The organism is Pseudoalteromonas marina, assembly GCF_000238335.3.
GTDB classification, from domain to species: domain Bacteria; phylum Pseudomonadota; class Gammaproteobacteria; order Enterobacterales; family Alteromonadaceae; genus Pseudoalteromonas; species Pseudoalteromonas marina.
Genome location: NZ_AHCB03000006.1, coordinates 382,194 through 401,005 on the forward strand (window position 1 = coordinate 382,194; position 18,812 = coordinate 401,005).

The following is an 18,812-nucleotide window of genomic DNA, read 5'->3' on the forward strand; positions in this document are numbered from 1 at the left end:
TTATCGCCCCTTACGCTTTAGCTTCTACTTGGTCTTTCTTATAAGTACGTAGTACCCAAATGAATAAACCAATGATGAAGAATGCACTCGGTGGTAAGATCAATAGACCCATAGGTTGGTACCAACCACCATTTTGTACTAATGGAATAATATCAACACCGAATAGTGAACCCTTACCGAATAGCTCACGAATGAAACCAACAGTAAGAAGAACTACAGAGTAACCTAAGCCGTTACCAATACCATCAAGGAAAGACATTAATGGTGGTGACTTCATCGCGTATGCTTCAGCACGACCCATTACGATACAGTTAGTAATAATCAGACCAACGAATACAGAAAGCTCTTTTGCCGTAGCATAAGAGAAAGCCTGCAGTACTTGGTCAACAACGATTACTAATGACGCAATAATCGTCATTTGTACGATAATACGCACTGACGATGGGATGTGATTACGAATAGTCGAGATAAAAAGGCTTGAAAATGCGGTTACCAAAGTCAATGCGATTGACATGATTAATGCGTTTTTTAAGCTAGAGGTTACAGCCAACGCAGAACAAATACCGAGTACTTGAAGTGCAATTGGGTTGTTAGCGAAAACTGGCCCAAACAGGACCGCCTTCATTTCTTTAGTATCAGCCATTATTTCAATGCTCCATTACGTACTTTAGCAAGGAAAGGGCCAAAGCCGTTTTCGCCAGTCCAAAAATCAACCGCGTGATCAACACCGTTAGATGTTAATGTAGCACCTGAAAGACCATCGATTTTATGCTCATCACCGCCCGCAGTTCCTTTAACGATCTGGATTGGTAATTCTTTACCTTCCCACGTTGCAGTCCACTGTGGGTTTTGAATTTCACCACCTAGACCAGGTGTTTCGTTGTGCTTATAAAAGATGATGTCTTTAATTGTTTCACCATCGCTTTCAAGCGAAATAAAACCGTACATCAAACCCCATAAACCATAACCCTGGATAGGAAGAATAATTGCATCTGTAGAGCCATCGTCTTTTTTAGAGATGTAAACAGGTGCACGCTTAGTGATACGTTGTATACCAGCGATGTCCTTAATTCCATTCTCTTTTAAAGATTTGCTCAGCTCTGCATCATATTTGCTTTTTTCAAAGTCAAAGTCTTCTACAGGGTCTGCAAAATCACCGCTTTGCATATCAATAAAGCGTGTTTCGATTTTAGCTTCAAACGTTTCAGCAACGTTATCAACTTTGCTAATACCCGCGGCTGCTAAAATATTGCTTTGAATATCTTTTGCTTTGTTTGCTTTTTGCAAAGGGCGAAGTTGCACTGACGTTAGCGATACAATTACTGCACACACCAAACATAATGAGACAACAACAGCTAGCGTTTTGCCAATTGATTCGTTATTACTAGACATTACGTGCCAACCTCCGCTTGATATTAGCTTGCACTACAAAGTGATCGAATAATGGTGCAAACAAGTTAGCAAACAAGATTGCCAGCATGATGCCTTCAGGGTATGCAGGGTTAACAACACGGATCATGATAACCATAAAGCCAATAAGCGCACCGTATGCTAATTTACCTTTATCAGTAAATGCAGCAGATACAGGGTCAGTAGCCATAAAGAACATACCAAATGCAAAGCCACCTAGCACCATGTGCCAGTACCAAGGCATAGCAAACATTGCATTAGTTTCTGAACCAATTGTGTTTAATATTGATGAAGTAATCACCATACCTAGGAATACACCTAGCACAATACGCCAAGAAGCAATGCGCACGTAAATTAAGAACAAACCACCAATAAGTACAGCAAGCGTTGACGTTTCACCCATAGAACCTTGGATAAAGCCGTAGAACGCATTCCACCACATTTGCATGTTAGCGTAACCTAAGTCACCACCTAACGTACCTGCAAATGCTTGACCTAGCATTGTTGCACCAGAGAACGAGTCTACGGCAGTCCATACTGTGTCACCTGAAATTTGCGCTGGGTATGCGAAGAATAAGAACGCACGACCTGCAAGAGCAGGGTTTAAGAAGTTACGACCAGTACCACCAAATATTTCTTTTGCGATTACAACACCGAAAGTAATACCTAGTGCAACTTGCCATAAAGGAATTGTGGCAGGCAAAATTAGTGCAAATAGCACTGACGTTACGAAGAAACCTTCATTTACTTCATGCTTACGCACAGAAGCAAACAACACTTCCCAAAAACCACCAACAACAAACGTTGTTGCATAAATAGGTAGGAAGAAACACGCTCCGTAGAACATTTTTGCGCCCCAACCTGCATCGGCAGTCAAGTCACCACCTAGTAGCTGGAACAAACCTACTTGCCAAATGTTAGCTAGCTCAAAACCATTACCAAGCGCCATAGCTGCTTGATGACCGATGTTGAACATACCAAAAAACATGGCAGGGAACGTCGCCATCCACACTAAAATCATCATACGTTTTAGGTCGATGTTATCGCGAACGTGAGTTGAACCTTTGTTTACATAACCTGGTGTGTAAAAAATAGTCGCGGCTGCTTCATACAGTGCGTACCATTTTTCGTGTTTTCCACCTGGTTCAAAATGCGGCTCGATATCTTCTAAGAAAGTTTTTAAACCCATTTTAGCCTTCCTTCTCGATCGTAGTTAAGCAATCGCGTAGGGCTGCGCCGTACTCGTATTTGCCAGGACAAACGAAGGTGCATAACGCTAAATCTTCTTCATCTAATTCAAGCGCACCTAATGAAATTGCACTGTCTAAATCACGAGACAATAAGTCACGTAATAATAGCGTTGGCAAAATATCAAGTGGCATAACACGCTCGTAGCTTCCAAGTGGAACCATGGCACGTTTTGAACCACCCGTAGACGTTGTCATTTTGAATAAACGACTCGGAGTAAGGTGAGACAAGAATGTACGCGTTACAGAGAATTTATCACTACCTGGTGCAATCCAGCCAAACAATTCCTTTTCGCGACCTTCAAGTAAAACAGATACTTGAACATGGTAACGACCTAAGAATGCATGAACACCAGACGACGTAGCACCTGCAAGTACAGAACCAGAAATAACACGGTTATCACCGTCTTCTAATTCCCCTGCCACTAAGTCATCTAATGAAGCACCTAATTGTGTTTTCACTAAACGTGGATTTTTAACGCGAGGACCTGCAAGAGAAACAACACGATCTGTGTAAATTTCACCAGTAAGGAATAGGTGACCATACGCAATAACGTCTTGGTAACCGATATGCCAAACTTGCTTGCTAGCAGATACTGGGTCAAGGTTGTGAATATGAGTGCCTACAAGGCCAGCCGGATGCACACCACCAAACTCATGTACTTCTACTTGAGCAATAGATGAGCTAGGGATTTGGCTGCCAGCTTGCTTACAAACAAATACTTTTCCATCGGTCAAACGCGATACAACAGCTAAGCCTGCTTCAAACGCTTGCGCATTTTCAGCAATAATCACTGCAGGATCTGCAGCAAGAGGATTAGTGTCTATAGCGGTAACAAATATAGAGCTAGGATTTGCATCCACAGCCGCTACTTTGCTGAATGGGCGAGCACGTAGTGCTGTCCATTGACCTGACTGAATAAGTACTTCTTTAGCTTTTTCACGATCCAAGCTTGTAAGCTCAGATTCAGAGAAAGAGTCAAAGGTGATTTGCTCACTGCCGTTTACTTCAATAACAACAGATTGCAGCACACGTTTAGCACCACGATTTATTTCTTTTACAACACCAGAAGCTGGTGCGGTAAACAGGACGCCTGGGTTCTTTTTGTCTTCAAAAAGTACCTGGCCTTTTTTAACTTGGTCATCCATACGAATATGCATGGTTGGACGCATACCTATAAACTCTTCACCTAGCACGGCTACTCTTTTGACGGGTGAACCGTCGTGAATAACTTGCTGAGGTGCGCCATCTAATGGTAAATCCAGACCTTTTTTTATGTTGATCATACGCACTTGCACTACATTAACGGAAAGAAACTGAAAAATCGTACCAACCACGTCGCCATTTAAGCTACCCCAAGTTATTTCAATGTATAAAAGAAAAACTCGCTTTGGTCATTAAACAGGCAACGCGGTAAAAACTCTTCACATATTGCCTTAATTTTAACACCATTGTGGGTGACTATGCGAGTGTATTTATGAAAATTATACGACTGAAACGCTTATTTGGTTTTGTTAGCTAGATTTAATAAAATTTAAGTTAGACCAAAGTGGTAGCTTAAGCAAAGAATGAGGTTTTTTAATTGATAAAAGTCGCATGAAGCGACTTTTAAATTAGGGCATGTTGAATTTATAGGATTAAAGCTTACTGAATCTTAAGGCGGTACCTGTTTAGCAATAATACTTATTTATGGGCAATAACCACACAACATCAGTTCTGTATTACCGAAATGCCAAACAGGTTACTTAACATTTTACCAAAAAAGACAAACAAGCCCTGACTATTCACTTAATTGATTAATCAATCATATTTGCAATTGCTTGAACTGGCTCTACATCTTGGGCGTAATCAACTGACTCAATGCCAAAACCAAATAAGCGTAAAAACTCATTGTGATAACCAACGTAATCTGTCAACTCGTCAATCGTGCTGGTATCTACTTTGTCCCATACTGCTTGGATACGTGCTTGAACATCGTCTTCAAGTTCTTTGTAGTTTTGAAATAAGTGTCCACCATCATCAAAACGCGGCGTTTCACCGTACAGGTTTTCGGTAAATAAACCATGAATTTGCTCAATGGTGCCTTCGTATGTTCCGTCCGCCTTCATTACCTTGAATAAAGCTGAAATATACAATGGCATAATTGGTATAGCAGAACTCGCTTGTGTTACAACAGCATTAAGTGATGAAACATACGCTTGACCATTTAACGCTTTAGTTGACTCTTTTATCGCAACCGTTGCACGGTCTAAGTCTTCTTTTGCTTTACCAATAGTCGCGTGCCCGTATATTGGCCACGTTAATTCTTTGCCTATGTATGTGTAAGCTGTGGTTTTAAAGTCATCTGCTAGCACGTCAGCGTCTTGAAGTGCATTAATCCACATTTCCCAATCTTCACCACCCATTACTTTAATGGTGTTGTCGATATCGTCTTGTGTTGCAGCCTCTACAGTAATTTCGTCAATTTCACGCTTTGACGTATTTAGATTTTTTGTTGTAACTGCGTTGCCGATTGGCTTTAACGTTGATGAGTAAACTTCACCCGTATTTGGGTCAGTACGACGAGGCGACGCTAAACTGTAAATGACCAGATCAACCTTGCCTAAATCTGCTTTAATTGTATCAATTGCTTTTTGTTTTATTTCGTTTGAGAAGGCATCACCGTTGATATTTTTAGACCATAACCCGGCTTCGTCTGCCGCATTTTGAAAAGCAGCCGTATTATACCAACCTGCTGACCCTGTTTTACGCTCGGTACCTTCTTTTTCAAAGAAAATACCCAATGTTTTAGCACCGCCACCAAATGCTGCCGTAATACGCGATGCCAAGCCGTAGCCTGTAGATGCACCAATAACTAACACATTTTTTGGTGCGTTTTTTAATGCACCTTGTTGTTTTACATAGTTAATTTGCTCTTGCACATGTTCTCTACAGCCTACTGGGTGAGCGTTTGTACAAATGAATCCACGAATTTTTGGCTTAATGACCATTGATGATCCTATATCTTTTACTATAAAAATTAGCGCTAGTTTAAAGGCTAATACTTAAAACACTGATCTGATCAGTTAAATATGGTTGTAAATAACTGTCAAACCTCAATTAATCAATCTAATTTAGATCCACCTAAACAGTTTGGCGATGCTGGCGCTTCGCCGTCATGTTCAGTGTATTCGTCAGGAGTGTAAGTATGAATAGCCAATGCATGTATGTGGTTTGCCAGCTCTTCTTTTAAAATTTCATTAATTTGACGATGGCGCTGCAAAAGGCGTTTACCTAAAAACTCTTCGCTTACCACAATAACTTTAAAGTGCGAGTCAGTGCCTTTGCTGTGCATATGACTTTCGTTAATAACATTTAAATGCTTACACGCAATAGCATTGCTGATTTTTTCTTGGATTTGTTGCTGCATTGACATATAAAACCATTATTTATAGCTAATTTATGAACTTATCATAGCAAGCAGCCCTGCCCGTTGGCTAACTAAATTACGCAACTAGCCTTGTTTTATATACCTAAAGGTTAAACTTATTCGCGGGTGCACTAAGCTGGTTTGCTTCAAAATAGCATGCTGAAAGTCTCGCTGGCTATTGCCACTCATAACCAAACAACTACCACTGTGTAATTTTAAATCCGTTATTTTATTACTGGTTTTGTCTTTTAGCTTTAATACCCGCTCTGCTCCAAGCGATATACACACTATAGTGGGCTGCTGGCCTAACTCAATTTCATCATCACTGTGCCATCCCATAGTGTCGTTGCCATCGCGATAATAGTTGACTAATAAAGAATTAAAAGGCTGCTTTAAATGTGCCTCTAACCTTTTTCGCATTGCCATTAATGCACTAGGCCAAGGTTCAGTTATTAACTTACTGTTTGAATAGCCGTATTCAATTTTATGGTCGCCAATAAAGCATTGCAGCCGTGGGATTGGTCCAGTTTTAGAGTAAACCGTGACTTCTGGCTGCTGCCACTTAAGGTTTTTTTGCAGATAATAAAATAAATCGAGGCTTTTTTGTGCGCTAAGCGCCTTTGTTTGATAAGAAAAGCCATTAGGCAACTGTTGGGGGTTGGCGTTTTGCCGTTGCATGTTAGAATTTACCTACATTAGTTTACTGATACAAAAACCACTATGACGACGCAAGCCCAGCTAGGCGATAAAACTTTTACTCTTGAACGCTTCCCTTTGGATCAAAAAAACCGCAGTTTACAAGCGTGGGATTCGGGCGATGAGTACCTTATCAATTATGTTAACGAACATCATCCTGATTGTCGCTCATTGCTTATTTTAAATGACAGCTTTGGTGCCCTTGCCTGTAGCTTTAATCAATTAACGGTTTGTTCAGTTAATGACTCGTATATTAGCCACCAAGCCGCAGCGTATAATTTACAAGAGAATAAGCTGTCTACTGTGCAATTTACGCAATTGGACAGCCTCTCGGCACTTCCAGAAGACGTAGATTTAGTGTTAATTAAAATACCACGTAATGTTGGCTTTTTGCAGTTTCAATTAAGTGAGTTAAGCGAAGTTCTTGCACCAGGCACACCTGTTATTGCAGCTGGTAAAACTAAAGATATTCACAACTCAACAATTAAGGCGTTTGAACAGTTTATTGGTGAAACTAAAACAAGCTTAGCGGTGAAAAAGTCACGCCTTATTTTAAGTAGCCCAAAAGGCGGCTATAAAGCTGCTGATTACCCTGTTTCATGGCAACTTGAAGGCACCGAGTTTACTATTACAAACCATGCAAATGTGTTTTCGCGTGATTCGTTAGATATTGGTGCGCGCTTCTTTTTTAACTACTTGCCGCAAACACCAAAAGCTAAACAAATTATTGATTTAGGCTGTGGTAATGGCGTAGTTGGTGTTATGACCTTAGCGCGCTGCCCTAAAGCCTCTGTAACGTTTGTTGATGAATCGTACATGGCGGTCGAGTCTGCACGACTTAACGTAGAGCAAAACATGGCAGAACGATTTGATGATTGCGAATTTATCGAAAACGATTGCCTAACCGGCTTTGAAAAAAACAGTGTAGATATGGTGCTATGTAATCCACCATTTCACCAGGCACAAGCGGTTACTGATCACATTGCTTGGCAAATGTTTAAACAAGCGAAAGACACGTTAAAAGAAGGTGGTGAGCTGCGTATTATTGGTAATCGTCATTTAGATTATCATGACAAGTTAAACCGAATGTTTGGTAACTGTAAGCTATTAGGTTCAAACAAAAAATTTGTGGTTTTAAGTTCAACTAAAAATAGTGGGGTGTTATAACAATGACAATAATAAACCGTATATTTGGCTGTGCTGCATTTTGTATTTTAGCAGGCTGTGCAAACCAACCAAGCCAAGTCATACTTAACCCGGTTTACCAAAGTGGCCAAGTGAGCACTTTAAATAGTAGCCTGAGCACGAGTGTTATTGATGTACGTGGCGATACTTCTACCCTAACTCTAGTTGAGTCAGACAAAACCAAAACATTTGCAAGCCAAGGTATTACAGAGTCGATTAAAAGTGCACTAGACAGTGCACTTAGTCGTAATGGCGCGAGCATTTCAAATTTAGCCACCACTCGATTTGAGCTAGATATAAATGCCTTACAAGCAGTGGTTACTGAAACCTTAGTAAGCCATAAAAGTGAAGCAAAAATTGAACTGAGTGTTCGCGTAATCCGTGCTACAAGTAATTTTACAAAAAAGTATAGCGGTAATGCAGCGCTAGAAGGCCCGCTTGGCCACGACAGAGCTAAAATAGAAGGTCAACTCAATAAGTTGACTGAACAAATGATAACCCGCATTGTGTCAGATCCTGAATTAATACAGTTTTTAGAAGGTTAACCATGAAACGACTTTTTATACTTTGTTTAGCTCTTTGTTTTAGCGCAGCAAGTTTAGCAGCCCAAGAGGGCAGATTTGTACAAAAAGACAATATGTTTCCACGTGTTGAAATAGTGACATCACTAGGCAGTATTATTGTTGAGCTAGACCGTTCTCGGGCCCCTATTACAGTTAATAACTTTTTGACTTATGTATCAGATAAAAGTTATCAGGGTAGTATTTTTCATCGTGTTGAGCGCGACGAAGAAAACGAACGCGATTTTGTTATACAAGGTGGTGGGTATGATAAAGACATGGAAGGCTTACATCAAAACGATCCTATTTTTAATGAAAGCGGGAATGGTCTAAAAAATGATATGTACAGTATTGCCATGGCATACCAAGACAGACAGCCGCATTCAGGTACTCGCCAGTTTTTCTTTAATATGGATAACAATAACCATTTAAATCCTGGAAGAGACTGGGGATTTGCGGTGTTTGGTACTGTTATGGATGGATACGAAACCCTTGATAAAATTATGGCTGTTAAAACAATTTACAACGAAAAAATTGGTTATGACTTTGTGCCAGAAACACCAGTGGTCATTTTAAATATTAAAATGATTGAGCCAACACCATTATAATTAATGAGGTGCGGTATAGCTGCACCCACTCGCCAATGAAGGCCCTATGAGCAACACTCTCTCTTTCAGCGAATACTTTTCGTATTTTAAAGATAAACGTTTAATTAATGTGTTTATTTTTGGTATTAGCAGTGGTTTTCCCTGGGTATTAATTGGCTCTGTAATGTCGGCATGGCTAAAAGATGAAGGCCTGAGCCGAAGCATGATAGGCTTATTCGGTATTGTATTTGGTGCCTACAGCATCAACTTTTTGTGGTCGCCCTTAATCGATCGTACAAAACTGCCTATTTTATATAAGTGGCTAGGCCAACGCCGTAGCTGGATATTGTTTTGCCAAAGCTTTATGTTTTTAGGCACATTACTTCTTGCTGGCCTTGACCTCAAAGCTAACTTGGCGATTGCTGCAGCACTGTGTTTATTAATTGCAATTGCATCTGCCACACAAGACATTGCGATAGACGCATTTAGAATAGATACCCTAAGCGAAAGTGAATCACACAAAGCAACTGCTGCCGCAGCCATGGCCACCTCAGGATGGTGGACAGGCTACGCGTTATTGGGTGCGATTCCATTTTATATGGCAGATATTCCTTCACTCGGTTGGCCACAAGTTTACTACTTTTTAGCTGCTGTAATATTGGTATTAATGGGAGGAGTGCTATTTGCTAAAGAGCCCGCCTCTAATAGAGAAGCCGTTCACGAAGAACTAGAACGTGTTTACATTGAAAAGCTTGCTACTATTAATCAAACACCTCTCAATAAAGTCGTTGCCTGGTTGGTTGTTACAGTAATTGACCCTTTTAGAACATTTTTTGCAAAGAACGGGGTTAAAACTGCACTCGCATTACTTGCTTTTATTTTCTTATTTAAAATTGGCGAAGCGTTTTTAGGACGAATGTCGATTGTTTTTTATAAAGAAATAGGTTTTAGCAATAGCGATATAGCTACTTTTTCAAAAGTTGGCACCGCAGTGCTCACCATTGCCTTTACCTTCGTAGGCAGCTTATTTAATCAAAAATATGGCATTGTGAAAGGGTTGTTTGTTAGTGGTGTAGCCATGGCTGCATCTAATTTAGCTTTTTCTGCTATTGCATTAGTGGGCCCTAACTTAGGTTTATATGCTTTTGCTATAGTAATTGATGGCTTTACACAAGCATGGTCTCTCGTTGCTATGGTCGCGTTTATATCTATGCTATGTGACAGAGCGTTTAGTGCAACACATTATGCGTTGTTGGCGTCGCTGGGGAATTTAGGAAGAACATTACTTTCGAGTTACAGTGGGGTTGTAATTGATGATTGGCTAATGGGAAATTGGTCGTTATTTTTTGTATTAACCGCTTTAATGGTGCTCCCCTCTTTACTATTTTTGTATGCAATAAGACACAAATTGTATGAGCTTGAGAAAAACTACCATAGTGGCCAATAAGCTTAATGCATCCATGCATTAATATTTTGCTTAGCACATTTAAAAAGCCCCTGAATGAACTAAGCAACACACTATTAATCTACTTTAAGCAGGCTTAGTGCTTCATGTGGGTCAACTTCTAGCGCTGTACAATAACGAACAAACTCAACTACATCTAAACGGCGTTCTTGATTTTCAATTTTGCCGATAAACGAGTGAGGCGTTCCAAGCACCTGTGCAAGGCTTCTCATTGTATGGCCTTTTTCATGGCGTTTGCTTTTAAGCCATGTTGTTAACTTAGCGTTCTCTTCTGAAGAAACAGTTTTCCCCATCATTTTACATCTCCTACTAGACGATTAGACAACACCACAAAAGCAGCAGTCGTTACCATAGCTGTAGGCAAGTAAGCAGTAACTTATGTTTTAAATAGCAATCTATCGCTTCTCAAAGCACTGGTTGCTACTCACTCCCACCCACATAGCTAAAAACGACGCTTAAAATGTGGTAAAAGGTTTTTGTTATTAGAATGAAATTTTGCCCGTCTCATTCTTGGATACATTATATACTATTAACACTTTGGTTAAATAGTTAATTGCTCGCCTTAGTCAAAATCAACCCCATTGAACATTTACAAACACTGAATATTTCAGCTAAGTTATCAAAAACATTAAAAATAATATTTTTATTATAAAAATATAAATAGGCATTTTTATAACAAATTTATTTCATGTTAATGTTATTCGTTTAATATTAGGCAATAATCAACACAAAAAAGGTTACATAATGTTCAGGCTTCTTTTTTTATTACCGATTATTTTATGTGCAGGGTGGTACTTATTCTTGCGCCATAATGGCGTGCCAATTAAGCAAGGTAAAAAAGGGTTTATGTATATTTTAGTACTATCTGCATTTGTACTGGGCTTTTTTGTATTGATGATGCAGATCACAGAGTATGCCCCCTCTAATTTATAGGCATAAAAAAAGCCGCTAATGCGGCTTTTTTTATTAGTCTGTGTTTACACACTAAAACTTGCACCACAACCACATGTGGTTGTTGCGTTCGGGTTAGATACAAAAAAGCGTGCACCTTCTAAGCCCTCAGTATAGTCAACTACACCGTCAACTAAATATTGAATACTCATAGGGTCAACCACTAGCGTTACGCCATTTTTTACAATTTCTAAATCGCCAGGATTTGCTTTTTCATCAAAAGTAAAACCGTACTGAAAGCCAGAACATCCACCACCCGTTACGTAAACACGCAGTTTTAGTTCCGGGTTTTCTTCTTCATCGATTAATTGTTTAACACGAACAGCTGCTGCATCGCTAAACTGAATTGGTAATTCTTCTGACATTTTAAAACCCTCAATATCGTAATGGCGTGATTATCTAATACCCGAGTGTTTTAATCAAGTATAGTCAATTAACGCTTTGCTCTAAGTTATACCCATAAATACATTAAAAATGACTGTATATCGCTTATATTGACTGAAAAAAACAGCACTTTAATATGCAACTAGTGACATGTTAAACAAGTAATTATTTTAACTAAAAAAACTTCGTTTTATTATTTGCCATAAATAGCTAATTTAAGTTAATAATTTTATAAAATCACAAGGACTTAGTGGTTGGCTTTTGCTAAAATACAGCTGAAAAATGCACTGAGGAAAAAATGCATGTGGCTGGAGCAGCTCAGGCGTCGACTCGCACAACCTAAAACATCTGTACAATTATGCCTTTTAGGCGTAGTTGCTGGGTTAATTGCTGCATTTTTTATTATTTTATTCCGCTTAACAATTCTATTTTTTCAAAGTTTATTTTTAGAAACCCCAGACGACTTTACAACCCTGCCAACTCTAGAACGTGTTTTAATGCCTTTAATTGCAGCATTTTTAATTGCGTCATTTGCCGCTTTTACTGGTTTCAAACATTATCGGTTAGGTATCCCATTCGTTATTCATCGTATTAAGCGTCATTACGGGCAAATGCCTTTATACAATACACTCAACCAATTTGTTGGGGGGGCTTTGGCATTAATCAGTGGTTTTTCGGTTGGGCGAGAAGGCCCATCGGTACATATGGGAGCAACGGGCGCCAGTATTTTAGCCGATAAACTCCACTTACCACACAATGCCATGCGTACATTAAGCGGCTGTGGTGTTGCTGCGGGTATTGCTGCATCCTTTAACACGCCTCTTGCCGCCGTTATTTTTGTTATGGAAGTCGTGTTAAGAGAATACAAAGTTCATATTTTTGTCCCTATTATGCTTGCTGCAGTAACAGGTGCACTTGCTACTCAGTTCGTATTTGGGGGAGGGTCAGAACTTGCACTCATAACAATTGCTCCTTTGAGTGGTTGGCACTATCCATATTTAATTTTATGCGGTATGGCACTGGGCGCTATTGCATACAGCTTTAATCAAAACTTAATGTTAATTATTAAAACATTTAAACCTTTAAGTATGTTTCCTCGTTTACTCATTGCAGGTTGTATCGCAAGTTTAATTGCTTATGCCGTTCCCCAAGCAATGGGATCTGGCATGAGCGCGATAGCTATTGCGGTGGAGTCGCCAGATAATGTGCAATTACTCACCACTATTTTAATTGCTAAATTACTAGCAACTTTATTTGCTATAGGTTTGGGTATACCGGGAGGGTTAATTGGTCCTGTTATTGGGTTAGGCGTTTTAGTTGGGACTATGATGGCGTTTTTTGCTCAGTTTATTAGCCCTGGTACTGATATTGCCGGAACTTATGGTGTATTGGGCATGGCTGGGTTAATGGCAGCCACATTACATGCACCACTTGCAGCTTTAACAACAGTAATGGAGCTTACATCGTCGCCAGAAATAATTGTCCCAGCCATGCTTGTGATAACAACAGCTTATGTAACCGCATTACAAGTATTTGGTAATCGCTCTATATTTTTGCAGCAACTTGATTTTCAGGGGCTTCCCTATCATGTTTCCCCTGCCACTGAGGCGCTGCAAAAGGTGGGAATTATGGATGATATGGATGAAAACTTTAAATTGCTTTTTTCAAACGACAAAGAGCAAATAAAAAATACACTCGATGCCATGGACAGCCAAACGCCATTGATTGTGTTTGACGAAGAAAACGGGTATCGACTTGCAGAATACGATTTAAGCTTAATGTCTGATCAAGCAATCAACCTGAACTATGTAAACTTACAAGGTATTAGCAGTCAAGCAACGTTAGCTGATGCCTTTGATATACTAAAAGATAAGCGCAGTGGCGCTTTATATGTATACAACCTGTTAGATAATCAACAAATAATGGGGCTGTTACGTTGGGATCAAATTCATCATATTTTAACCATCCGTAACAGCTTACTATAAATAATAAGGGTTATTATGAGCGCATTACTGATTTATAAAACGCTGCATATATTTTTTATGATTGCATGGTTTGCAGGCATTTTTTACTTACCACGGTTATTTGTTTACCACGCAATGAGCCAAGAGCGTGCATGTAACTCTATGCTAAAAGTAATGGAACGCAGGCTCCTTTATTTTGTAACGCCATTTGCTATTTTAACGGCTGTTTTTGGTGTACTAACGATTGTGGAATATGGCCGTGAATGGTTTAAATACAGTATGTGGCTGCACTATAAACTAGTGCTAGTTATAATTTTATATTTATACCACGCGTACTGCTTTAAATTACTAGCCGACTTTAAACACGACAGAAATACTAAAACAGATCGTTTTTACCGAATTTTTAATGAATTACCTGTTATTGCATTACTTATTATAGTTGCACTGGCAGTAATTAAACCGAGCCTTTGAGCTATTTGGTATAAAAAATACCATATTAATTACACACGACTTAAAATCTAATATGCGCGATTGCGTGCCCCATATTATGGATTATCGCGCCCTTTTGAAAAACTAGGAATAACCCCATGTTAAGTTTCCAAGGTGAACATATTCTGTCTGTTAATCAGTTAGACAGAGACTGCATTGAACGTATTTTTGCAGTAGCAAAAAAGATGGAGCCTTATGCTAAAAAGCAAAAGCAAACAACGGTGCTTGAGGGCGCCATTTTAGCTAATTTGTTTTTTGAACCCAGCACACGTACACGCGTTAGTTTTGGTACCGCGTTTAATCTGCTTGGTGGAGGCGTGCGTGAAACAACAGGCATGCAAAGTTCAGCTCTTGCTAAAGGTGAATCTTTATACGATACAGCGCGTGTTATTTCAGCTTATGCTGATGCGGTAGCTATGCGCCACCCAGACGCAGGCTCGGTTAGTGAATTTGCCGAAGGCTGTACCGTACCTGTAATTAATGGCGGTGACGGCCCAAATGAACACCCCACTCAAGCACTGCTAGATTTACTTACTATTGAACGTGAGTTACACCGCTTTGATCAAAACATTGATGGTATGCACATCGCTTTGGTTGGCGATTTAAAATACGGTCGTACTGTTCATTCGTTATCAAAACTATTGTGCCATTACAAAAACGTTAAATTTTCAATGGTGGCACCCGATGGCTTGCAAATGCCAACCAGTATTTTAGATGCAGTAGAAAATGCTGGCCATAAAATAGAGCTAGTGAACAAAATGGAAGGTAACTTAGCGGCCGATATCGTGTATCAAACACGTATTCAAGAAGAACGCTTTCCATCTCAAGAAGAAGCAAATAAATACCGTGGCGGATTTAGAATTAGCCAGTCAATTTATAACGCACACTGTAAGCCTAATTCAGTGCTAATGCATCCGCTTCCTCGTGATAGTCGTACTGAAGCTAACGAGCTTGATAACGACTTAAACAGCAACGACAATTTAGCTATATTTCGCCAAGTACAAAACGGCGTATTAATTCGTATGGCACTGTTTGCTTTAACACTCGGCGTAGAAAACAAAGTTGAGCAATATGAAGTAGACGTGCCTTGGTTTAGCCGCAAACGCGACAGCTAACCCTTTTTTAAGTGACAATTTATAGGATTTTTCATGACAATTAGCCAAGACTTATTTGAACGCGCTCAAACCTCTATTCCTGGTGGCGTAAATTCACCAGTGCGCGCTTTTAATGGCGTAGGTGGCACACCATTATTTATCACAAAAGCAGAAGGTGCATTCACCTTTGATGCCGATGGTAATCGTTATATCGATTACGTAGGTTCGTGGGGCCCAATGATCATGGGCCACAATCACCCTGCTATAAAACAAGCGGTTCATGAAGCAGTTGAAAACGGCCTTAGCTATGGCGCGCCAACTGAAGCTGAAATTTTAATGGCTGAGAAAGTAAAAGCGCTTGTACCTTCAATAGAAAAAGTACGCATGGTTAGCTCAGGTACCGAAGCAACTATGAGCGCAATTCGCCTAGCGCGTGGCTTTACTAATCGTGACAAAATTCTTAAATTTGAAGGCTGTTACCACGGCCATGCAGACTCACTTTTAGTTAAAGCGGGCTCAGGTGCATTAACTATGGGCGTGCCTAATTCACCAGGTATTCCTGAAGACTTTGCTAAACACACATTAACAGTATCGTTTAATAACATTGAAGAAGTGAAAGCTATTTTTGAAAAATACGCTGACGAAATTGCCTGTATTATCGTTGAGCCGGTAGCGGGTAACATGAACTGTATTCCACCTGTTGAAGGCTTTTTAGAAGGCCTGCGCGCAGTATGTGATGAATACAAATCGGTGCTTATTTTTGACGAAGTAATGACCGGTTTTCGTGTGGCTCTTGGTGGTGCACAAGCGTATTACAACATAAAACCTGACCTAACATGTTTAGGTAAAGTAATAGGCGGCGGCATGCCGGTAGGCGCATTTGGCGGCAAAACTGAAATTATGGATTACATAGCTCCTGTTGGCCCAGTATATCAAGCCGGAACACTGTCTGGTAATCCAATAGCTATGGCTGCAGGTTTAAAATCATTAGAGCTATTAAGTGAGCCTGGATTACACGACAAACTAGAAGCTATTTCAAAAGCAATATGTGAAGGCTTTGAAGCAGGCGCTAAAAAAGCAGGTATCGCACTTACAACAAACTACGCGGGTGGCATGTATGGCTTTTTCTTTACTGATGCTGAAAAGGTAACCACTTACAAACAAGCGACTGAGTGTGACCTAGAGCGTTTTAAACGCTTTTTCCATCTTATGCTTGAAGAAGGCGTATACCTTGCGCCATCAGCATTTGAAGCTGGTTTTGTATGCGCTGCGCACACGGAACAGGAAGTACAAGAAACTATAGCTGCAGCAGAGCGTTGTTTCGCAAAGCTTTAATCGCAAGTATTGCCTAAACGGGGTTTATATACCTACTTTTAAAACAGGCAATCAATACTAAAGATTGAAAAAGCCCTTTAAGGGCTTTTTTTATTTGTAAATTGATATAATTGAATGATAATTAAGCATAACAAGGTCTACTTATCTTCACCCTACTTTATTAAATACAAGAGAGTCTTATGTCTGGATTACGGCAGTTAGCTGCGCCTGCAATGCGCTTAATGGCGAATCTAAAATACAAAACTAAAATAAGCATCACGTTTGGCATTCTCTTGATCCCACTTGCACTAAGCATGTTTTTTTTGGTGTCGTTATTGAGTAAAAGTATTGATGTGTCGAAAATGGAACAACAAGGTTTAAAAGGCTATCGGGCAATACTTACCAATCAAATACAAGGGACAACCGATAAAAATATAAATGTGGCACGCTCGTTGGGCTTTAAAATTAAAGACAGCGAAGTAGACGATGTCCTTGAGCTTGTGTCTATTCAATCTAATTTAGCGCTAGATAGCGAACTTGCCAGCGCCTATTTAAATCGTGCATTGGTAACCCGTGTCCCTGCTTTTATCACTCAAATAAACCTAACCACCGCGAGCGCAAATACAGTACTGAACAATAACCAATTTACTCCAGATACCTTTATTGCACTTTCAAACCTAAGTAAATCGTTACCCCAATTTGAGCAGCAACTTTTAAAAACACTAGCTATTGCAACGTCAGTGGATAAATCGGTAAATAAAGCGCTTTCTCCCACTTTAAATGAACTACAAAAATCAGTCTCAGCATTTAAGAACGCGATAGATAAAAAACTACTGGAACCCGACGACATAGAATTAACTCTGCGTGAATTTTCAGCACTCACTGACAATGTTCAAAAAAATATTAGCGCTTTAATCAACATCAGTATTCCAACTCTAGAATCGTTAATTAGTAATAAAATACAAACCCAGCAGTGGACCAGAAACACTGTACTGATCGCCTCTATCATCAGTTTACTGTTTGCTCTTTATTTAATGGTTGGGTTTTATTTTGCAGTCGTTGACACCATAAGTCGCTTCACTAAAGCAGCCACTAAAGCAGCTAACGGTGACTTAAAGGCAACCCTTAACTCAATCGGGAGTGACGAAATGAGCGTTATTGCTGAGCAATACAACGCCCTACTCAATGCCTTTTCACATCTACTTTCAGATGTTAAAGCCAGCACCAAAGAGTTATGCGATGCCACTCAGTCTCTTTCGCATGCCAGTAGTCAAACCAGTGACGACGTAATAAAACAGCAAACACGGGTAAATGCAATTAGCCATGCATTAAGTGACATGGCGCAAACTGCACATACAATTGAAGAATCAGCCCATCAGGCAACACTTACTGCACAAAATGCCGCTGAGCATGTAAAACAGGGGTCGAGCAATACCATGGAGCTTGCTCAATACATGCAAGATTTAAAAATGGAGTTTACCGAAAGTCAGCAAGCACTTGACCGACTAGCTCAAGATAGCCAAGAAATTAGTAAAGTAAGTAAAGGGATCAGTGAAATTGCCGACCAAACAAACCTATTAGCACTCAATGCTGCAATAGAAGCAGCTAGAGCGGGTGAACACGGACGTGGTTTTGCGGTAGTTGCAGACGAAGTAAGAACACTTGCATTACGCACACAAACACAAACACAAGAAATTCACCAAATTATTAGCTCACTGCAAAAGGCATCTGACGATACACAAGTTAAAATGCGTTCAAGCGTTGAAAAAATGGAGTTATCTGTCGAAGCCGCAAACCAAACAAATACAGTACTGCAAAGTGCAGAAAGTAGTATGGGGGATATAAAGCATCAAGGCGAGGTCATCGCTGAACGAGTTAAACAGCAAGCCAACGCGACGACTCAGGCACTTAATGACTCGCAAGAAGTTAATAACTTAGCTGATCATACATTAGTGTCAGCGCAATCAACGCTGCAAGACGCCGAGCAGCTTTCACGCTTATCGAATGATTTAACAACGTCAATGCGCTTTTTTAAGTCTTAACTTTTAATATTTAT

Annotated in this window: 19 protein-coding genes; 10 read left to right on the top strand and 9 right to left on the bottom strand. The window is 39.9% G+C overall.

Going from position 1 to position 18,812, the window contains the following annotated elements:
- Nucleotides 1–10: 10 nt before the first annotated feature.
- The 7 genes from PMAN_RS10655 to PMAN_RS10685 all read right to left on the bottom strand — a co-directional run bounded on the left by PMAN_RS10655 (nucleotide 11) and on the right by PMAN_RS10685 (nucleotide 6,745).
- Nucleotides 11–643: an NADH:ubiquinone reductase (Na(+)-transporting) subunit D gene (locus tag PMAN_RS10655; RefSeq protein WP_006791491.1), complete on the bottom strand. Its 633-nt coding sequence runs from the start codon at nucleotides 641–643 to the stop codon at nucleotides 11–13.
- Complete coding sequence (locus PMAN_RS10660; RefSeq protein ID WP_010556997.1) at nucleotides 643–1,392, bottom strand: Na(+)-translocating NADH-quinone reductase subunit C; 750 nt, start codon at nucleotides 1,390–1,392, stop codon at nucleotides 643–645. The genes PMAN_RS10655 and PMAN_RS10660 overlap by 1 nt, the downstream gene beginning before the upstream one ends.
- The gene (locus PMAN_RS10665) at nucleotides 1,385–2,599 is read right to left on the bottom strand and encodes an NADH:ubiquinone reductase (Na(+)-transporting) subunit B (protein WP_006791493.1); all 1,215 of its coding nucleotides are present in this window, start codon (nucleotides 2,597–2,599) and stop codon (nucleotides 1,385–1,387) included. The genes PMAN_RS10660 and PMAN_RS10665 overlap by 8 nt, the downstream gene beginning before the upstream one ends.
- A 1-nt stretch (nucleotide 2,600) precedes the next feature.
- Nucleotides 2,601–3,944 (bottom strand): Na(+)-translocating NADH-quinone reductase subunit A, encoded by a 1,344-nt coding sequence (locus tag PMAN_RS10670; protein WP_006791494.1) that lies wholly within the window; start codon nucleotides 3,942–3,944, stop codon nucleotides 2,601–2,603.
- Between the two features lie 510 nt (nucleotides 3,945–4,454).
- Nucleotides 4,455–5,648, bottom strand: a complete 1,194-nt coding sequence (fabV, locus tag PMAN_RS10675; protein WP_010556996.1) for an enoyl-ACP reductase FabV — start codon at nucleotides 5,646–5,648, stop codon at nucleotides 4,455–4,457.
- Nucleotides 5,649–5,761: 113 nt separating this feature from the next.
- Nucleotides 5,762–6,073: a BolA family protein gene (locus PMAN_RS10680; protein WP_033035747.1), complete on the bottom strand. Its 312-nt coding sequence runs from the start codon at nucleotides 6,071–6,073 to the stop codon at nucleotides 5,762–5,764.
- A gap of 78 nt (nucleotides 6,074–6,151) precedes the next feature.
- A complete protein-coding gene (locus tag PMAN_RS10685; RefSeq protein WP_010556994.1) occupies nucleotides 6,152–6,745 on the bottom strand; it encodes an alpha-ketoglutarate-dependent dioxygenase AlkB family protein in 594 nt (197 codons plus the stop codon).
- Between the two features lie 42 nt (nucleotides 6,746–6,787).
- Between PMAN_RS10685 and PMAN_RS10690 the strand changes: the two genes are divergently transcribed.
- Genes PMAN_RS10690 through PMAN_RS10705 form a run of 4 tightly spaced genes read left to right on the top strand, consistent with a single transcriptional unit; the run spans nucleotide 6,788 to nucleotide 10,542 of the window.
- Nucleotides 6,788–7,930, top strand: a complete 1,143-nt coding sequence (locus tag PMAN_RS10690) for a methyltransferase (protein ID WP_010556993.1) — start codon at nucleotides 6,788–6,790, stop codon at nucleotides 7,928–7,930.
- A 2-nt stretch (nucleotides 7,931–7,932) separates the two neighbouring features.
- Nucleotides 7,933–8,493 carry a YajG family lipoprotein gene (locus PMAN_RS10695; RefSeq protein ID WP_010556992.1) on the top strand — a complete coding sequence of 187 codons (561 nt, stop codon included), beginning with the start codon at nucleotides 7,933–7,935 and terminating at the stop codon, nucleotides 8,491–8,493.
- A 2-nt stretch (nucleotides 8,494–8,495) separates the two neighbouring features.
- Nucleotides 8,496–9,116, top strand: coding sequence for a peptidylprolyl isomerase (locus tag PMAN_RS10700; protein ID WP_010556991.1), 621 nt, complete (start codon nucleotides 8,496–8,498; stop codon nucleotides 9,114–9,116).
- 46 nt (nucleotides 9,117–9,162) lie between these two features.
- Nucleotides 9,163–10,542, top strand: a complete 1,380-nt coding sequence (locus tag PMAN_RS10705) for an AmpG family muropeptide MFS transporter (protein ID WP_010556990.1) — start codon at nucleotides 9,163–9,165, stop codon at nucleotides 10,540–10,542.
- Nucleotides 10,543–10,616: 74 nt separating this feature from the next.
- On the opposite strand, the gene PMAN_RS10710 is transcribed toward PMAN_RS10705, so the two are convergent.
- The gene (locus PMAN_RS10710) at nucleotides 10,617–10,856 is read right to left on the bottom strand and encodes a helix-turn-helix domain-containing protein (RefSeq protein ID WP_006791502.1); all 240 of its coding nucleotides are present in this window, start codon (nucleotides 10,854–10,856) and stop codon (nucleotides 10,617–10,619) included.
- 448 nt (nucleotides 10,857–11,304) lie between these two features.
- On the opposite strand from PMAN_RS10710, the gene PMAN_RS10715 reads away from it, so the two are divergent.
- Nucleotides 11,305–11,493 (top strand): hypothetical protein, encoded by a 189-nt coding sequence (locus PMAN_RS10715; protein ID WP_006791503.1) that lies wholly within the window; start codon nucleotides 11,305–11,307, stop codon nucleotides 11,491–11,493.
- 44 nt (nucleotides 11,494–11,537) lie between these two features.
- Here PMAN_RS10715 and erpA read toward each other — a convergent pair whose 3' ends face one another.
- Nucleotides 11,538–11,876, bottom strand: coding sequence for an iron-sulfur cluster insertion protein ErpA (gene erpA / locus PMAN_RS10720; protein WP_006791504.1), 339 nt, complete (start codon nucleotides 11,874–11,876; stop codon nucleotides 11,538–11,540).
- Between the two features lie 321 nt (nucleotides 11,877–12,197).
- Here erpA and PMAN_RS10725 point away from each other — a divergent pair, with 321 nt between their 5' ends.
- The 5 genes from PMAN_RS10725 to PMAN_RS10745 all read left to right on the top strand — a co-directional run bounded on the left by PMAN_RS10725 (nucleotide 12,198) and on the right by PMAN_RS10745 (nucleotide 18,798).
- On the top strand, nucleotides 12,198–13,880 hold the full coding sequence (locus tag PMAN_RS10725; protein ID WP_006791505.1) for a chloride channel protein: 1,683 nt from the start codon (nucleotides 12,198–12,200) through the stop codon (nucleotides 13,878–13,880).
- Between the two features lie 15 nt (nucleotides 13,881–13,895).
- Nucleotides 13,896–14,330, top strand: coding sequence for a CopD family protein (locus PMAN_RS10730; protein ID WP_006791506.1), 435 nt, complete (start codon nucleotides 13,896–13,898; stop codon nucleotides 14,328–14,330).
- Between the two features lie 116 nt (nucleotides 14,331–14,446).
- On the top strand, nucleotides 14,447–15,463 hold the full coding sequence (locus tag PMAN_RS10735; RefSeq protein WP_006791507.1) for an aspartate carbamoyltransferase: 1,017 nt from the start codon (nucleotides 14,447–14,449) through the stop codon (nucleotides 15,461–15,463).
- A gap of 33 nt (nucleotides 15,464–15,496) precedes the next feature.
- Nucleotides 15,497–16,777 (top strand): glutamate-1-semialdehyde 2,1-aminomutase, encoded by a 1,281-nt coding sequence (gene hemL, locus PMAN_RS10740; protein WP_010556989.1) that lies wholly within the window; start codon nucleotides 15,497–15,499, stop codon nucleotides 16,775–16,777.
- A 179-nt stretch (nucleotides 16,778–16,956) separates the two neighbouring features.
- The gene (locus PMAN_RS10745) at nucleotides 16,957–18,798 is read left to right on the top strand and encodes a methyl-accepting chemotaxis protein (RefSeq protein ID WP_010556988.1); all 1,842 of its coding nucleotides are present in this window, start codon (nucleotides 16,957–16,959) and stop codon (nucleotides 18,796–18,798) included.
- The last annotated feature ends 14 nt before the right edge of the window (nucleotides 18,799–18,812 follow it).

Excerpts from the sequence above, each read along its gene's own strand:
- PMAN_RS10685 (WP_010556994.1), bottom strand. The coding sequence starts at position 6,745 with ATGCAACGGCAAAACGCCAACCCCCAACAGTTGCCTAATGGCTTTTCT.
- PMAN_RS10710 (WP_006791502.1), bottom strand. The coding sequence starts at position 10,856 with ATGATGGGGAAAACTGTTTCTTCAGAAGAGAACGCTAAGTTAACAACA.
- erpA (WP_006791504.1), bottom strand. The coding sequence starts at position 11,876 with ATGTCAGAAGAATTACCAATTCAGTTTAGCGATGCAGCAGCTGTTCGT.
- PMAN_RS10665 (WP_006791493.1), bottom strand. The coding sequence starts at position 2,599 with ATGGGTTTAAAAACTTTCTTAGAAGATATCGAGCCGCATTTTGAACCA.
- PMAN_RS10690 (WP_010556993.1), top strand. The coding sequence starts at position 6,788 with ATGACGACGCAAGCCCAGCTAGGCGATAAAACTTTTACTCTTGAACGC.
- PMAN_RS10680 (WP_033035747.1), bottom strand. The coding sequence starts at position 6,073 with ATGTCAATGCAGCAACAAATCCAAGAAAAAATCAGCAATGCTATTGCG.
- PMAN_RS10730 (WP_006791506.1), top strand. The coding sequence starts at position 13,896 with ATGAGCGCATTACTGATTTATAAAACGCTGCATATATTTTTTATGATT.
- PMAN_RS10670 (WP_006791494.1), bottom strand. The coding sequence starts at position 3,944 with ATGATCAACATAAAAAAAGGTCTGGATTTACCATTAGATGGCGCACCT.
- PMAN_RS10745 (WP_010556988.1), top strand. The coding sequence starts at position 16,957 with ATGTCTGGATTACGGCAGTTAGCTGCGCCTGCAATGCGCTTAATGGCG.
- PMAN_RS10695 (WP_010556992.1), top strand. The coding sequence starts at position 7,933 with ATGACAATAATAAACCGTATATTTGGCTGTGCTGCATTTTGTATTTTA.
- hemL (WP_010556989.1), top strand. The coding sequence starts at position 15,497 with ATGACAATTAGCCAAGACTTATTTGAACGCGCTCAAACCTCTATTCCT.
- PMAN_RS10655 (WP_006791491.1), bottom strand. The coding sequence starts at position 643 with ATGGCTGATACTAAAGAAATGAAGGCGGTCCTGTTTGGGCCAGTTTTC.
- PMAN_RS10715 (WP_006791503.1), top strand. The coding sequence starts at position 11,305 with ATGTTCAGGCTTCTTTTTTTATTACCGATTATTTTATGTGCAGGGTGG.
- PMAN_RS10735 (WP_006791507.1), top strand. The coding sequence starts at position 14,447 with ATGTTAAGTTTCCAAGGTGAACATATTCTGTCTGTTAATCAGTTAGAC.
- PMAN_RS10725 (WP_006791505.1), top strand. The coding sequence starts at position 12,198 with ATGTGGCTGGAGCAGCTCAGGCGTCGACTCGCACAACCTAAAACATCT.
- PMAN_RS10705 (WP_010556990.1), top strand. The coding sequence starts at position 9,163 with ATGAGCAACACTCTCTCTTTCAGCGAATACTTTTCGTATTTTAAAGAT.
- PMAN_RS10700 (WP_010556991.1), top strand. The coding sequence starts at position 8,496 with ATGAAACGACTTTTTATACTTTGTTTAGCTCTTTGTTTTAGCGCAGCA.
- fabV (WP_010556996.1), bottom strand. The coding sequence starts at position 5,648 with ATGGTCATTAAGCCAAAAATTCGTGGATTCATTTGTACAAACGCTCAC.
- PMAN_RS10660 (WP_010556997.1), bottom strand. The coding sequence starts at position 1,392 with ATGTCTAGTAATAACGAATCAATTGGCAAAACGCTAGCTGTTGTTGTC.